Origin of the sequence: Mesorhizobium sp. BR1-1-6, from assembly GCF_020165355.1 — a bacterium.
GTDB lineage: Bacteria > Pseudomonadota > Alphaproteobacteria > Rhizobiales > Rhizobiaceae > Mesorhizobium.
In genome coordinates this window covers 93965-107443 of record NZ_JAIUHZ010000009.1, presented here as the reverse complement: position 1 = coordinate 107443, position 13479 = coordinate 93965, and the positions used below count along the sequence as shown (strand labels likewise).

Genomic DNA, 13479 nt, shown 5'->3' with positions numbered 1-13479 from the left:
AGCGAGGACCCGATGGCCGAACGCATCATCGAACTGCGCGACATCACGAAATCCTACGGCCAGGTTTACGCGCTTGGCGGGGTCAATCTCAGCGTCGACCGCGGCGAGGTGGTCGGACTGATCGGCGACAATGGCGCCGGCAAGTCGACGCTGATCAAGATCCTCGCCGGCGCGGTCAAGCCGACCAACGGCGAGATCCTCGTTCGCGGCAAGCCGGTCACCGGCTGGAACGCGGCGCGCTCGCGCGACGCCGGCATCGAGACCGTGTTCCAGGACCGGGCGCTGGCCGTGCAGCAGACCATCGTGCGCAATATCTTCATGGGACGCGAACTCACCGGCTTCCTCGGCTGGCTGAAAGTCGGCACCGAAATCAGGGAGGCGAGCCGGCTTATGCGCGAGATCGGCTTCACTTCGAAAGTGTTCACGCCGCAGTCCGTCGTCGGCCAGCTTTCCGGCGGCGAGCGCCAGGGCGTGGCGATCGCGCGCGCCATCTACAAGCAGGCCGACCTGATCATCCTCGACGAGCCGACAACGGCTCTGTCGCTGACCGAAACCGCCAAGGTCTTCCACTTCGTGCGCCAGGTGCGGGCGAGCGGGCGCTCGATCCTGTTCATCGGCCACAACATCCACCATGTCTTCGACATCGCCGACCGTTTCGTCGTGCTCGATCGTGGCACTGTGGCGCTGCAGGCCGACAAGCGCGACATCAAGTCGGCCGACACGCTCGTCAATTTCATGGAAGACCTCGCGCATCCCGGCGGACTGCCCGGCTTGGGCGAAGCCCAGCGCGCGGAGGACACAAGGCCATGAGCAACATCGCCGAGCCCAATCGCCAGGCTCCCTCGCCCCATACCGAAATGGGCGAAGCGGCGTGGAAGCACCCGTCGGATCATTTGCTGCGCGGCTTCGTTCTCGACAATCGCGCGGCGCTGGGCACGCTCGGCGTTTTCGTGGTGATGATGGTCGCCTTCACCATCGCCAATCCGACGGTGTTCACCACCTGGTTCCTCTACAGCTCGGTGCTGACCACGCTGCCGGTGGCGCTGTTCGTGGTCGTGCCGCTGGTCTTTGTCGTTACCGCCGGCGAAATCGACCTGTCGTTTCCGGCGACGATGGGTTTTGCCTCCTGGGTTTTCGCGCTGGTCGTTCAGGCCGGCTACGATCCCTTCCTCGGCATCGTCGCAGCACTCGCCACCGGCATGCTGCTCGGCTTCCTGGTCGGCGTGCTGGTCGTCTATGGCAGCCTGTCGTCGCTGATCGCCACGCTCGGCATGAACTTCCTGCTGCGCGGGCTGATCCAGATCATCAACGAAGGCAAGTCGACCGCGCTGCCGACGCTCGGGCAAAGCTGGACCTATACGATCTTCTCCAGCCAGGTTTACGGGATTCCGGTACAGATCCTGTGGGCGCTCGCCTTCGTCGTGTTCGCCGCGCTGCTCTACAACCGCCACCGCTTCGGCGCGCAGGTGAAGGTGGTCGGCGACAATCCCGACAGCGCCCAGCAGATGGGCATCGACGTCAAGCGGGTGAAGGTCAAGGTGTTCGTCTTCGTCGGTATCGGGGCCGCGATCGGCGGCACCTTCTCGACGATGATCAACTTCACCTGGTGGCCAACCGCCGGCGACGGCTATCTGTTGCCGGTGCTGGCTTCGGTGTTCGTCGGCGGCACGCCGACCTGGGGCGGCATCGGTACCGTGCTTGGCGGCGCTATCGGCGCGCTGACGGTGGCGTTCATCCAGACCGGCGTCGTCGCTGCCGGCCTCAGCGGCTTCTATGTGCAGTTCTTCAACGGGCTGATCATCATCCTGTCGCTGCTTGGCCACCGCTGGAACCAGGCGCGCTACCGCTGAAACGCTACCCAAGGCCGGCCGTTCGGCGCGACCGTCCGAGCTCAATCCGGTAGCTACAACGGCGGCCGCGCGGACGAGAACGCAGGGCCGGGGTCGTCGATTTACGTCACGCGCAATATCGATCAAACTGATGAAATGCGACGCTTTGGGTGCACCCAGTGCACTTTCGCTTGATTTAGTGCACCCTCTGCATTAAATTTGGCGCGATGGAACAGCCACATGCCCACTTTGAAGGTTCTCGACGGCATCAAGATTCAGGTCTTTGCGGATGACCATAACCCGCCTCACTTTCACGCGTTGAAGGGTGAGTATGAAGTCCTGATCAGGATTGGCTCATGGAACGTGTTGCGTGGCCAAATGCATCGCAAAGACCTCGATGCCGTAATCGCTTGGGCTAACTCGCATGAAGAGGAGTTGCGCAATGAATGGACCCGCCTCAATGGTTGACGACATCGTAACAGTCGGCAATCCGCTCCCCAGGATCGCCTCGGTCACCATGATTGATGGCCGCCGCGTGCGCATCACCTGGCGAGACGGCCGCTCCAATACGGTTGACCTGAATCCAGTATTGAATAGCCATCGACACTTCATTCCGCTTCGCGACAATGACGAGCTGTTTGGAACCATGCGGGTTAACGAAGACGGCAATGCAATCGAGTGGGACGGGGGAGTCGAGTTGACAGCCGAATGGATCGATACCCTGCCCTCAATTGGTATGGAGAACCGGGAATTCCGCCATATCATGGACGATCTGCTGAAATTCTCGCTTGAGGGGATGGCGCTCCAGTTGGAAATCTCCAGGCGCCAAATTGCCAACTATAGAGGATCGACACCGATCCCCAATTCAATCGCGTTGGCTACTCGATATCTCGCCGAGAAGGCCGGTCAACGATGACCCCGTCTGGAGGCGGATAGGCTCGCTGACTGTTCCAAGCATGCGGCTGCTGGTCGCCGGCGCATCGTGGCTTTGGGTTGACGGTCGGTCTGTTACATCGAAGCGTCTGGTTTGGACTCATCGTAACGAGGCACCATGCCCTACCCCATTGGCAGCGCGGGCCAGCGGTCCACGAGCCTGTCGCCCGAAAAGACCGCGATCGATCCGAACTGCTGCAGCACCGCCTCGCTTTGCGTCGGACGCAGGAAGGCGTAGTCGCCTGACCTGGTGGTGGCATCGCCGGGCAGGCCCATGAATTGCTGGTTCGAGGAAAGGCCAAGCAGGCCATTGGTCTCCATGCCTTCGGGAAACACCGGTTCGGCCATCCATTTGCCGCCATAGAGATAGCAGCCCTTGCGCGGAAACCGGCCGATCGTCTGCAGCAGGCGGGTGACCGCCGGCGGGCCGGGCAGCATCGGCTCGACCACCTTGAGGATAGGCGTGGCGATGAAGGCCGCGGGCTGGAAGCCGTCGAGGCCGGGCGTATCGAAATCCCCGGGCAGCACGAAGGCCGACCCGATCGACACTTCGTTGGCCATGCCGCCACGATGAAGCAACGCGGTCTTCGAGCCGCCGATGTTCAGCGTTCGGTGCTGGTCCTCGCCGAGAGCCGCGATGAATGCCGCGGCCCGCTGCGACGCCTCTGCCAGCGCCTTTTGGGGACCGCCGAACAGACCGGGAATGTTCGGCGCGTGCGCCTCGTAGGCCATGACGCCTTCGCAGCGCAGCCGGGCGGGCAGCGCGTTCAATGCCTTCGACAGCGCGCGCGGTTCCGCGAACCCGCCCCGATGCAGCCCGACATCGATCTCGAAAGCGATGCGCAACCCGATGTCCAGTTCGGCGGCCAGAGCGCCGTATTCCGCCAGTCTCTCCTCGCTGTCGATCAGCCAGCAGATACGCGACCAGTCGGCGGTACTGCTTGAAATCGCCTGCTTTGCCGCGCCGACCGGCATCGGCTTGCCGTAGAGCATGTCGGCATCGGGAAAAGCGTCGAGCACCGCGCTTGTGATCGGCGGATGAAACGTCATGAAGCGATGGGTGCCGAGCGCCCCGGCGATGTGCGAAAGCAGCGGCAGGCAAGCAAGCGACTTGTCGACCAGCCGCACGGCAAGGCCGGGCGCCAGTCTCTGCTTCACCAGGTCGATGTTGCGGTCCAGCCGGTCGCGGTCGAGCACGAGACAAGGCTGAAAGACGCCGGCCGCCCTCAACGCATCCGACAGCGCGGTGAAATAGCCGCTCATTGGCCGATGCCGAACAGGCCGGCCATGTAGGGCGAGACGAAACGGTTCTCGGGATCGATGTCTCCCCGAACGGCCATGGCATCATCCCAGCGCGGATAGAGCTTTTTGAGATCCGCCGCCTTTAGGCTGTGCATCTTGCCCCAATGCGGCCGGCCGCCATGCCTGCGGAAGATCGGCTCGGCCGCCCGCATGAAGGGCTCAGGGTCGTTGGCGGCATCGTGGTGAATGGCGATCGAGCAGGTCAGACGCTTGTAGAAGGGCGAAAGCCAGAACATGTCGGGTGCCACCGAGCGCACCTCCATCGGAAAATAAACTTCCGGAAAGTGCTTCTCGGTCAGCTCGATGATCTGCGTGATCACCTTCGGCCCCTCCTCGAAGGGCAGATGATACTCCATCTCGTTGAACTTGGTCTGCCGGTCGCTGGCATAGACGTTGAGCCAGTCCTGCACATAATCCTCGGCCGGCACCTTCTTCACGGCGCCGCGGATCAAGGAGCGGCGCAGCCATGGCAGCCGGCGCAGCGCCCTGCTCAGCTTGCGTAGCGTCGCCAGGCCGGCCTCGTCGTGCTCGGTAGGCCTGGTGGTCGGGTTCGCGTCGCTGAGGTCGCTGGCGATGAACTGCGCGTAGCCGGAAAACGGGATGTAGTAGAATTCGGCCGACCGGTGCGCGGCCATCATCGTCTCGAAATCGCGCAGCATGTCGGCGATCGGCAGCACCCACTTGCGGCGGCGCAGCCGGTAGGTCGCGATGTTGTTCAGCGTGACTTCGGTCAAGATGCCGAAGGAGCCGAGCGCAACGCCCATCGCCTGGATCATGTCCTGGTCGCGGGTCCGATCGAATTCGCGCAACTCGCCCCGTCCGTCCACGATCTGCACCGTCTCCAACTGGGTGTGATAAGCACCCAGCGCCGGCCCGGAACCATGGGTGGCGGTGCCCAGCGCGCCGCCGATCGCCTGGCGGTCGATGTCGCCCATATTGGGCAGGCCCTGGCCCAGGCCTTGCAGTATGTGCATCAGCGGGCCGAGCCGCGTCCCTGCCCGCACCCGCGCGCGATGGCTTTGTACATCGTGCGAGACCAGCCCCTCGATCTTCTCCAGGGAAACGATCGAGCCTTGCGATGCCACCAGCGGCGTGAAGGAGTGGCCAGCACCCGCCACGCGCAGCGGCCCAGGTGCCGTGCGCACCAGATCGGCAAGCTCGCCGGCGTCGGTTGGAGTGGCGACCAGCTTCGGCTCGGCGCGCACGAAGCCCGACCAGTTGCTCCAGTTCCGCGCGGTGATCGTCGACATCCAGCCGTCCCGTCAAGCGCGCCGACGGCGCATAGTGGCCACGAACAGGCCAAGCAGGGCCACGCTGGCAAACGCGCTTGCCGCGGCGAATTCCGGCACGGGCCGGAAATCCTTGCCGTCGATGAGCAGCGACGCCGCGACCGGCCCGATCGCCAGACCGAAGAGCTGTGCAGCCGGCACCAGCAGCACGGCGGTACGCGTCTCGTCCGCCGTGATCGTCAGCCGGATCTGATAAGGTACGATGAACAACAGGATGAAGCCCATGATCAAGGCGGCGATCCAGAATGTCGTCAGGCCAGGTGCGCTGGCAAGAACAAGGGAGGAGACCAGCGCGACGGCACCGATGGCCGTAATGGCAATGCGGTAATCGATGCGCGCCTCGAACACGGTCGCCGTCATCGCGCCCAGGACCTGCGTCGCCAGGCTGGCCGAGACGATCAGGCCGACGGTCCAGCTATCAATCCCATACTGCGCACCGAGCGGTTCCAGGAAGGCCCAGATCGCGCCGAAGAACATGAAGTAGCAGAAGACCGACAATAGCGCGGTGATCGACGGAACCGTCAGCACATTGGCCAGGTTCTCCTCTTTCGGCAGGTCGGCGTAGTCACCGGGTACGGTGAAAGCGGCCGCCAGCGAGACGACGCAGACGACGGCAAGCACGATGAAGCCGCCGGACGACCCCGCCTCGGGAATGACATAGAGTGCCAAAAGCAGAGCGAGCGCACATTGCGCCAGGGTCTGCAGCGTCACGAAATAGCCGCCGATGCGCTCCGCCCGGCGCGAACGGGCGATCAGTTCGGTGGCGATCGCGACCAGGCCGCCCTCAGCCAGCCCGGCGATGGCGCGGGCGGCGATCAGCGCATTGGCGCTTGCGGCATGGGCGGTCCACACATTCGCCAGGGCCAGCAGGATCAAAAGGACGGCGCTTTTCCAGCGCATGTTGCGCGCGGAAAGCAGCATCGCCACCACGGCTGAACCGATGGCGATCGCGATCATCTCCGCCGTGGCGACCAGCGCCAGTTCATCGCCGCTGACATGGCCCTCGGTGTAAAGCGCGCCAAGCAGCACGGGCTGAAGCCCGAGGATCAGCAGCCCGACCGAGCCGATCCATAATGCGGAGCCGAGCTCGACGCCGGTCGGGTTGCCGACCAGCCAATCGCCATTTTCCGCTTGTACGGCTTGCGTCGCAGTCACGAGGCGCCTCCCAACGTCCTTGCAGTGCGATAAAAAAGCTGACAACTTGTCAGCATTACGAAACTGATACTTGATCATGTTTCTTGTCAACCGGGAATTTTGAAGCTCTCGCGAGAGATTGGGCGCATGGCGGAAGCAAGGCGGATGGCGACGGCGCCGAGGCGCAGGCCCAAGCAGGAGCGGAGCCGCGAACGCATCGACGCGATCCTTTCGACGACCATGCGGCTGATCGGCGAAAAAGGCATCGACGCAGTGACGATGAAGGAAGTGGGCGCTCTGGCGGGAGGACCGATCGCCACCGTCTACCATTATTTTCCCAATAAATCGGCGATACTGGCGATGCTCTATGAGCGCTTCTCGGAGGAAAGCCGCGCACGCTTCGGCGAGATCATCGCCGAAATAAGTGGGCTTGAGGACGTGACGGCTGCCGCGGACCGCATGATCGAGGACTATTACCGGCGCGTGGCCGACGACCCGGCCATCCAGGATCTGCAGAACGCGATACAGGCTGACAAGGCGCTGCAGAACCTCGACATTGCTGAGACAAGGCACCAGGCCAAGATGTTCTGCGACCACGTCGCTCCGATGCTGCGGCCCGACCGGCGCGAAGACTTCGCGCGCGTGGTGTTCCTGATCTTCCAGCTTGCCGGCGGCGTCGTGCGGCTAGCGCTGACGCAGGACGAGAAGGAAGGCCGCCGCACGATCGACGACTACAGGTCCATCATCCATACGCAGCTGAGATTGTTTCTGTAGTTTTCGGCGGCGGCTTTCGCGCCCCTCTCCCGTGACATCGACACGTCTTGCGTATCGAAGTATCGGGCGGCAGGATCTCTGACCGATAGCGGCAGAGCACCCCTCCGCGCCTTGTTTTGCCGTCGATTGCGGGAGGAACCGGCGCATTTCGCATGAAAGGCCAGCGGCAACTGGCACGTTCTGCGAGCGGGCTTTCGCGGAAAACAAAATTTCGCGCCGCTGCCCGCTCGCGCGCGCCTTGACTCTCGCCAGCCAGCAGCCTATTTCACCGCCACGTTAGCACTCGCCCTGGGTGAGTGCTAACCACAGGTCCGGTACCGCCGGGCTTTGTAGATTGTCCGGCTTCGCCGGACGGAGGAACTGTTTCTCACCGTTCTCATCGAGGAAGAAAACATGGCAAAGTCGAAGTTCCGCCCGCTTCATGACCGCGTGGTCGTACGCCGGGTCGAATCCGAATCCAAGACCGCCGGCGGGATCATCATCCCCGACACGGCGAAGGAAAAGCCGCAGGAAGGCGAGATCATCGCCGTCGGCTCCGGCGCCCGCGACGAAGCTGGCAAGCTCGTGCCCCTGGACGTTAAGGCTGGCGACCGCATCCTGTTCGGCAAGTGGTCGGGCACCGAAGTCAAGCTCAATGGCGAAGACCTTCTGATCATGAAGGAATCCGACATTATGGGCATCATCGGCTGAATATCGGCCTTTCCATCAACTGAATCTTAAATCTTCGGGCTCGATCCGAGCCCCTGCCAGGAGTTGAACATGGCTGCCAAAGACGTAAAATTCTCCCGCGACGCCCGTGAGCGCATGCTGCGCGGCGTCAACATCCTCGCCGACGCGGTGAAGGTCACGCTCGGCCCCAAGGGCCGCAACGTCGTCATCGACAAGTCGTTCGGCGCACCGCGCATCACCAAGGACGGCGTCACCGTCGCCAAGGAAATCGAACTTGAGGACAAGTTCGAGAACATGGGCGCACAGATGGTCCGCGAAGTCGCTTCGAAGACCAACGACATCGCCGGCGACGGCACCACGACCGCGACCGTTCTGGCGCAGTCGATCGTCCAGGAAGGCCACAAGGCGGTTGCCGCCGGCATGAACCCGATGGACCTGAAGCGCGGCATCGACCTGGCCGTGACCGAAGTGGTCGCAGCTCTCGGCAAGGCCGCCAAGAAGATCAAGACCTCCGAGGAAGTCGCCCAGGTCGGCACCATCTCGGCCAATGGCGACGAGTCGGTCGGCAAGATGATCGCGGAAGCGATGCAGAAGGTCGGCAACGAAGGCGTCATCACCGTCGAGGAAGCCAAGACCGCCGAGACCGAGCTGGAAGTCGTCGAAGGCATGCAGTTCGACCGCGGCTATCTCTCGCCCTACTTCGTCACCAACCCGGATAAGATGGTTGCCGATCTCGAGGACGCCTACATCCTGCTCCACGAGAAGAAGCTCTCCAACCTGCAGGCCATGCTGCCGGTCCTGGAAGCGGTCGTGCAGACCTCCAAGCCGCTGCTCATCATCTCGGAAGACGTCGAAGGCGAGGCCTTGGCCACGCTGGTCGTCAACAAGCTGCGCGGTGGCCTGAAGATCGCCGCCGTCAAGGCTCCGGGCTTCGGTGATCGCCGCAAGGCCATGCTGGAAGACATCGCCATCCTCACCGGTGGCCAGGTCATCTCCGAAGACCTCGGCATCAAGCTCGAGAATGTCGGCCTCAACATGCTCGGCCGCGCCAAGAAGGTGTCGATCTCGAAGGAGAACACCACCATCGTCGACGGCGCCGGCAAGAAGGCCGAGATCCAGGGCCGCGTTGCCCAGATCAAGCAGCAGATCGAGGAGACCACCTCGGACTACGACAAGGAGAAGCTGCAGGAGCGCCTGGCCAAGCTCGCCGGCGGTGTTGCCGTTATCCGCGTCGGCGGTGCGACCGAAGTGGAAGTGAAGGAAAAGAAGGACCGCGTCGATGACGCCCTCAACGCGACCCGCGCGGCCGTAGAAGAAGGCATCGTTGCCGGCGGTGGCGTGGCCCTGCTGCGCGCTTCGGGCAACCTCAAGGCCACCGGCGTCAACTCCGACCAGGCCGCCGGCATCAACATCGTTCGCCGCGCACTGCAGGCCCCGGCCCGTCAGATCGCTGCCAACGCCGGTGCGGAAGCATCGATCGTTGCTGGCAAGATCCTCGAGAACAAGGGCGCGACCTTCGGCTACAACGCCCAGACCGGCGAATATGGCGACATGATCGCCATGGGTATCGTCGATCCGGTCAAGGTCGTGCGTACGGCTCTACAGGACGCGGCCTCGGTCGCCGGCCTGCTGGTCACCACCGAAGCCATGATCGCGGAGGCTCCGAAGAAGGAGTCGGCTGGCGGCGGCATGCCTGGCGGCATGGGCGGCGGCGGCATGGGCGGTATGGGCGGCATGGACTTCTAATCCAGCCATCTGCTTTATGCATGCGGAAAGGGCGGCAGCGATGCCGCCCTTTTCTTTGCACATTCAGGCTTTGCTTCAGCGTAGTCGGTTGGAACCAGCGTCAGATAGCAGTGCTCTCCGCTTGCCGCGTCGCCTTGCCGGCGAGGACTGCCTGCTCGATCAGGGTAGCCACCTCATCGGCCACGACGTTGATCGATGAGCGATCGCGGGTGGCGCGGGCAATCACCATCAGGCCTTCCAGCGAGGACTCGACCAACAGCGCCAGCGCCCGTGCGCGGCGCTCGACCACCCCTGCCCTGACAAACGCCTGGCGCAGCAGGCCGATCCACTGCTCGAAAGCGGAGCGGCAGATTTCCTCCAAGTCCGGCACGTCGTTCGGCGCATCGAGCACGACCGGCGCGATCGGGCAGCCGAGCGAGAATTCGTTGTCCTCCAGCATGCGAGCGACCGACTGGTAAATGTGGTGAACGGCAACCGCCGGATCGCTTTCCGCCGCCAGCTCGGCGCCAAGCCTCTCAGTCACCTCGGCCACGCTGGCGCGCGTCACTTCGACGACCAGCTGATCCTTGCCACCGGGAAAGTGGAAATAGAGCGAGCCGCGCGGGGCGCCGCTGGCGCTCAGTATGTCATTGAGCGAAGTGCCGTGATAGCCGCGCCGCCTGAGCAGCAATCCGGTCGTTTCGAGTATGCGGGCTCTCGTATCGTTCGCCATGTCAACCTCTGTCAGGAGAGATCCTTATAAGCCTTGCCAGAAATATGACAACTGGTCTACATAATATGTAGATCAGTCTATATAATCGAGAGCCGAAATGCGCAGCTATCGTCTTGAGGGTTTGGGCGGAACCGAATGTCTGGTGATGCGGGAAGAGGTGCGGCCGGAGCCAAGGCCCCAGGAGATCGTGGTGCGGGTGCGCGCCACCTCGTTCAACCGACGCGATACGATGATCCTCAATGGCACCTACCCCTTGACACCGCGCCGCGGGATCGTTCCGCTCAGCGACGGCGCCGGCGAGGTCGTCGCCATCGGCGATGATGTCACACGCTTTGCCGTCGGCGACCGTGTCACCGGCAGCTATTTCGCCCGCTGGATCGATGGCCGCATCAATGCCGGACTGATCGACCAGCTCGGCTGCACGCTGGATGGCATGCTCGGCGAGTACGCCGTGCTTGACGAGCAATGGGCGGTGCGACTTCCCGAGCATCTCGACTGGCGCGAGGCGGCAACGCTGAGCTGCGCCGGCCTGACAGCCTGGAACGCACTGACCGGGGCGGAGATTCCCAAGCCTGGCCAATGGGTTCTGGTCATAGGCTCGGGCGGCGTCTCGCTGTTCGCGTTGCAGTTCGCCAAGCTGCTCGGCTGCCGCGTCGTCGCCGTCACCTCTCGCGCCGAGAAGGTCGGCAAGCTGCGGGCGATGGGGGCCGACCTCGTCGTGTCCTCGACCGACATGCCGGAATGGGGGGCGATGGTGCGTGGCGAAACCGGCGGTATCGACCTTACCGTCGAAACCGGCGGCCCGCCGACCTTCGCGCAGTCGCTGATCGCCAGCGCGCTTTACGGGCGCATCGTGCTGCTCACCATTCAGGATGCGAAGGGCGCAACGGTGCAGATCCCGGGCGCCGTCTATCAGCGCAGCCTCGTCACAATCGGCCGTCTGTTCGTCGGCAGCCGCGCAAACCTCGAAACGATGCTCAACGCCGTCTCGGCGCACCGGTTGAGACCGGTCATCGACAAGGTCTTCCCCTTCGCCGAGGCCCGCGACGCCTACCGCTATTTCCAGCAGGGCGACGTGTTCGGGAAGGTCGTCATCGACGGAGCCTGATCTTTCATATCGATCGAACCAGAAGGGAGAACAGCAATGACAATTCGTGAAGCTTCGGCCGAGTGGCAAGGCACGCTGAGGGAAGGTTCAGGCCGGCTGCGGCTCGGCAGTGGTGTGTTCGAAGGCGCCTATTCCTTTCCGTCGCGTTTCGAGAACGGCCCCGGCACCAACCCGGAAGAACTGATCGCGGCCGCGCATGCCGGCTGCTTCTCGATGGCGCTGACCTTCATCCTTGGCCAGGGAGGTCATATTCCCCGGGACATCCGCACCATCGCCAGGGTGCACCTCGGAGCGACGGAGGCCGGGCCGACCATCACCCGCATCGACCTTGAAACGGCGGTGGACGTCGCGGGGCTCGCCGAAGACCAGTTCGAGCGCCTTGCCCAGTCCGCCAAGGCGAGCTGTCTCGTTTCGCGCGCGCTGGCCGGCGTGGCCCAGATCAACCTCAAGGCGACCCTCGTGGGTACCGCCGCGCAACAATAAATCAGGAGAAGCACGAGATGAGCAGCATCATGGACAGCCATCCAGAGTCGCGGCGGACAGCCGAGATCATGCGGCGCTTCAACGATGTGTTCCAGTTGCACGAACCGTCGGCGCTCGCCGAGCTGGTGGGCGAGGACTGCGTGATTGAAAACACCGTGCCGGCACCGGACGGTGCGCGCCATGCCGGCAAGGCGGCCTGCGTCGGGCTATGGACGGCGATCGCGACCCAGCCCGGCACGCGCTTCGACATCGAGGAGACCTTCGTCGCCGGCGAGCGGGCGACGATCCGCTGGCGCTACTGGATGGCGGACGGCAATTCGCTGCGCGGCGTCAATCTAATGCGCGTCGAGGGCGGGCGTATCGTCGAGGCGATGGGCTACGTCAAGGGATAGGCCGGCTTCACCATATGAGTTACTCCTAATACACATCGGTTTGTGCTAGGAATAGAGTCCGACCGCCATTCGACGATCGAGAAAGACCATAGGGAGGACTAATGTCATGAACATCAGAACCGCCTGCTTTGGAGCACTCGCGTTGACCGTTCTCAGCGGCACGGCACTTGCCGGAGCGCTCGACTCGCCCAAGATGATGGAACCGTTCTTCACCGATGCGAGCATGAAGACGATGAAATCCGACGCCGAGATGAAAGCCGCCTGGGCAAAAATGTCCAAGGACGACCAAGCCATGATGATGAAGGACTGTCAGGATGCGGCGATGAGCAAGCCGTATGCCCCGTTCTGCGAAAAATTGAAGGCGCTCGGCGGCGCGAACAAATGATTGCCGGCTAGTCCGGAGTTGAAGAACAAAAGAAGGCGGGCCAAGGCTCGCCTTCTCATTGTTCGGCATCGATTTCGTGCCAAGGCGAGGCGAACGAATTCTACCTGTCCGCCAGCGCAAGCTTGGCGCCGAGCATGACGAAAGCGCCGGCGAACGTGCGGCGCATCCAGGTCAGCACCCTCGGCCGCGACGCGACATGGCTGCGGATTGAGGCGGCGAAGATGCCATAGCCGACGAAGATGACGAAGGTCAAAAGCATGAAGACGCTGCTCAGTTCCAGCATCTTCGACAGCGCGTGCGGCTCGGTCGTGCTGACGAACTGCGGCAGGAAGGCAAAGAAGAAGATCGACAGCTTCGGGTTGAGCACATTGACGAGGATGCCTCTCGCAATCACCTTGCCGGTGGAGCGCGGCGCGACATTGTCCTCGACGTTCAGACCACCCCTCTCCTTCAGCGTGTTCCAGGCCATGTAAAGGAGGTAGGCGACGCCCAGATATTTCAGCGTCTCGAAGGCGACCGCGCTGGTGTGCAGGAGCGCGGCGAGGCCGGTGATGGCGGCAGCCATATGCGGGATGATGCCGAGCGTGCAGCCGAAAGCGGCGACGATTGAGGCGCGGGCGCCGCGGGAAAGCCCGGCGCTCAGCGTGTAGAGGACGCCGGTGCCGGGCGAAGCCACCACGATCAGCGACGTCAACAAGAATTCGATACTCACGATTTGGTCCT

General features: G+C 63.2%; 16 protein-coding genes. 11 read left to right on the top strand and 5 right to left on the bottom strand.

Annotated elements, in window-relative coordinates; genetic code table 11:
• Positions 1 to 12 precede the first annotated feature (12 nt).
• From LB545_RS18810 to LB545_RS18795, 4 genes are all read left to right on the top strand, one after another.
• Positions 13 to 810 carry an ATP-binding cassette domain-containing protein gene (locus LB545_RS18810; RefSeq protein ID WP_140560600.1) on the top strand — a complete coding sequence of 266 codons (798 nt, stop codon included), beginning with the start codon at positions 13 to 15 and terminating at the stop codon, positions 808 to 810.
• Complete coding sequence (locus LB545_RS18805; RefSeq protein ID WP_140557115.1) at positions 807 to 1850, top strand: ABC transporter permease; 1044 nt, start codon at positions 807 to 809, stop codon at positions 1848 to 1850. Before LB545_RS18810 ends, LB545_RS18805 begins: the two co-directional genes overlap by 4 nt.
• A gap of 219 nt (positions 1851 to 2069) precedes the next feature.
• Positions 2070 to 2297 (top strand): DUF4160 domain-containing protein, encoded by a 228-nt coding sequence (locus LB545_RS18800; RefSeq protein ID WP_140515532.1) that lies wholly within the window; start codon positions 2070 to 2072, stop codon positions 2295 to 2297.
• Entirely contained in the window at positions 2290 to 2745 is a 456-nt protein-coding gene (locus tag LB545_RS18795; protein WP_181167562.1) for a DUF2442 domain-containing protein, read from the top strand. The genes LB545_RS18800 and LB545_RS18795 overlap by 8 nt, the downstream gene beginning before the upstream one ends.
• 140 nt (positions 2746 to 2885) lie before the next feature.
• Here LB545_RS18795 and LB545_RS18790 read toward each other — a convergent pair whose 3' ends face one another.
• From LB545_RS18790 to LB545_RS18780, 3 genes are read right to left on the bottom strand one after another with little or no spacing between them, the layout of a single operon-like run.
• Complete coding sequence (locus LB545_RS18790) at positions 2886 to 4025, bottom strand: DSD1 family PLP-dependent enzyme (protein WP_224705623.1); 1140 nt, start codon at positions 4023 to 4025, stop codon at positions 2886 to 2888.
• Positions 4022 to 5314 carry a D-arabinono-1,4-lactone oxidase gene (locus LB545_RS18785; protein WP_140494270.1) on the bottom strand — a complete coding sequence of 431 codons (1293 nt, stop codon included), beginning with the start codon at positions 5312 to 5314 and terminating at the stop codon, positions 4022 to 4024. The genes LB545_RS18790 and LB545_RS18785 overlap by 4 nt, the downstream gene beginning before the upstream one ends.
• Before the next feature lie 12 nt (positions 5315 to 5326).
• Positions 5327 to 6508, bottom strand: a complete 1182-nt coding sequence (locus LB545_RS18780; protein ID WP_140494272.1) for an MFS transporter — start codon at positions 6506 to 6508, stop codon at positions 5327 to 5329.
• A gap of 126 nt (positions 6509 to 6634) precedes the next feature.
• On the opposite strand from LB545_RS18780, the gene LB545_RS18775 reads away from it, so the two are divergent.
• From LB545_RS18775 to groL, 3 genes are all read left to right on the top strand, one after another.
• Complete coding sequence (locus tag LB545_RS18775; RefSeq protein ID WP_181165128.1) at positions 6635 to 7261, top strand: TetR/AcrR family transcriptional regulator; 627 nt, start codon at positions 6635 to 6637, stop codon at positions 7259 to 7261.
• 393 nt (positions 7262 to 7654) lie between these two features.
• The gene (gene groES / locus LB545_RS18770; protein WP_006203049.1) at positions 7655 to 7951 is read left to right on the top strand and encodes a co-chaperone GroES; all 297 of its coding nucleotides are present in this window, start codon (positions 7655 to 7657) and stop codon (positions 7949 to 7951) included.
• Between the two features lie 69 nt (positions 7952 to 8020).
• On the top strand, positions 8021 to 9676 hold the full coding sequence (gene groL / locus LB545_RS18765) for a chaperonin GroEL (RefSeq protein ID WP_140494274.1): 1656 nt from the start codon (positions 8021 to 8023) through the stop codon (positions 9674 to 9676).
• Between the two features lie 100 nt (positions 9677 to 9776).
• Here the strand turns inward: groL and LB545_RS18760 are convergent, their stop codons facing one another.
• A complete protein-coding gene (locus LB545_RS18760; protein ID WP_224705622.1) occupies positions 9777 to 10388 on the bottom strand; it encodes a TetR/AcrR family transcriptional regulator in 612 nt (203 codons plus the stop codon).
• A gap of 97 nt (positions 10389 to 10485) precedes the next feature.
• On the opposite strand from LB545_RS18760, the gene LB545_RS18755 reads away from it, so the two are divergent.
• The 4 genes from LB545_RS18755 (at position 10486) to LB545_RS18740 (ending at position 12756) form a co-directional block, all read left to right on the top strand.
• A complete protein-coding gene (locus LB545_RS18755) occupies positions 10486 to 11496 on the top strand; it encodes a zinc-dependent alcohol dehydrogenase family protein (protein WP_224671832.1) in 1011 nt (336 codons plus the stop codon).
• 36 nt (positions 11497 to 11532) lie between these two features.
• On the top strand, positions 11533 to 11979 hold the full coding sequence (locus tag LB545_RS18750) for an OsmC family protein (RefSeq protein WP_140560507.1): 447 nt from the start codon (positions 11533 to 11535) through the stop codon (positions 11977 to 11979).
• Positions 11980 to 11996: 17 nt separating this feature from the next.
• Entirely contained in the window at positions 11997 to 12371 is a 375-nt protein-coding gene (locus tag LB545_RS18745; RefSeq protein ID WP_140583819.1) for a nuclear transport factor 2 family protein, read from the top strand.
• 106 nt (positions 12372 to 12477) lie between these two features.
• Positions 12478 to 12756: a hypothetical protein gene (locus tag LB545_RS18740; RefSeq protein WP_140637692.1), complete on the top strand. Its 279-nt coding sequence runs from the start codon at positions 12478 to 12480 to the stop codon at positions 12754 to 12756.
• Positions 12757 to 12856: 100 nt separating this feature from the next.
• On the opposite strand, the gene LB545_RS18735 is transcribed toward LB545_RS18740, so the two are convergent.
• The gene (locus tag LB545_RS18735) at positions 12857 to 13468 is read right to left on the bottom strand and encodes a LysE family translocator (RefSeq protein WP_140494286.1); all 612 of its coding nucleotides are present in this window, start codon (positions 13466 to 13468) and stop codon (positions 12857 to 12859) included.
• Between the last annotated feature and the right edge of the window lie 11 nt (positions 13469 to 13479).

Coding starts and splice junctions, on each gene's coding strand:
- LB545_RS18775 (WP_181165128.1), top strand. CDS start 6,635: ATGGCGGAAGCAAGGCGGATGGCGACGGCGCCGAGGCGCAGGCCCAAG.
- LB545_RS18755 (WP_224671832.1), top strand. CDS start 10,486: ATGCGCAGCTATCGTCTTGAGGGTTTGGGCGGAACCGAATGTCTGGTG.
- LB545_RS18800 (WP_140515532.1), top strand. CDS start 2,070: ATGCCCACTTTGAAGGTTCTCGACGGCATCAAGATTCAGGTCTTTGCG.
- LB545_RS18760 (WP_224705622.1), bottom strand. CDS start 10,388: ATGGCGAACGATACGAGAGCCCGCATACTCGAAACGACCGGATTGCTG.
- LB545_RS18750 (WP_140560507.1), top strand. CDS start 11,533: ATGACAATTCGTGAAGCTTCGGCCGAGTGGCAAGGCACGCTGAGGGAA.
- LB545_RS18810 (WP_140560600.1), top strand. CDS start 13: ATGGCCGAACGCATCATCGAACTGCGCGACATCACGAAATCCTACGGC.
- LB545_RS18795 (WP_181167562.1), top strand. CDS start 2,290: ATGGTTGACGACATCGTAACAGTCGGCAATCCGCTCCCCAGGATCGCC.
- LB545_RS18745 (WP_140583819.1), top strand. CDS start 11,997: ATGAGCAGCATCATGGACAGCCATCCAGAGTCGCGGCGGACAGCCGAG.
- LB545_RS18805 (WP_140557115.1), top strand. CDS start 807: ATGAGCAACATCGCCGAGCCCAATCGCCAGGCTCCCTCGCCCCATACC.
- LB545_RS18790 (WP_224705623.1), bottom strand. CDS start 4,025: ATGAGCGGCTATTTCACCGCGCTGTCGGATGCGTTGAGGGCGGCCGGC.
- groL (WP_140494274.1), top strand. CDS start 8,021: ATGGCTGCCAAAGACGTAAAATTCTCCCGCGACGCCCGTGAGCGCATG.
- LB545_RS18740 (WP_140637692.1), top strand. CDS start 12,478: ATGAACATCAGAACCGCCTGCTTTGGAGCACTCGCGTTGACCGTTCTC.
- groES (WP_006203049.1), top strand. CDS start 7,655: ATGGCAAAGTCGAAGTTCCGCCCGCTTCATGACCGCGTGGTCGTACGC.
- LB545_RS18785 (WP_140494270.1), bottom strand. CDS start 5,314: ATGTCGACGATCACCGCGCGGAACTGGAGCAACTGGTCGGGCTTCGTG.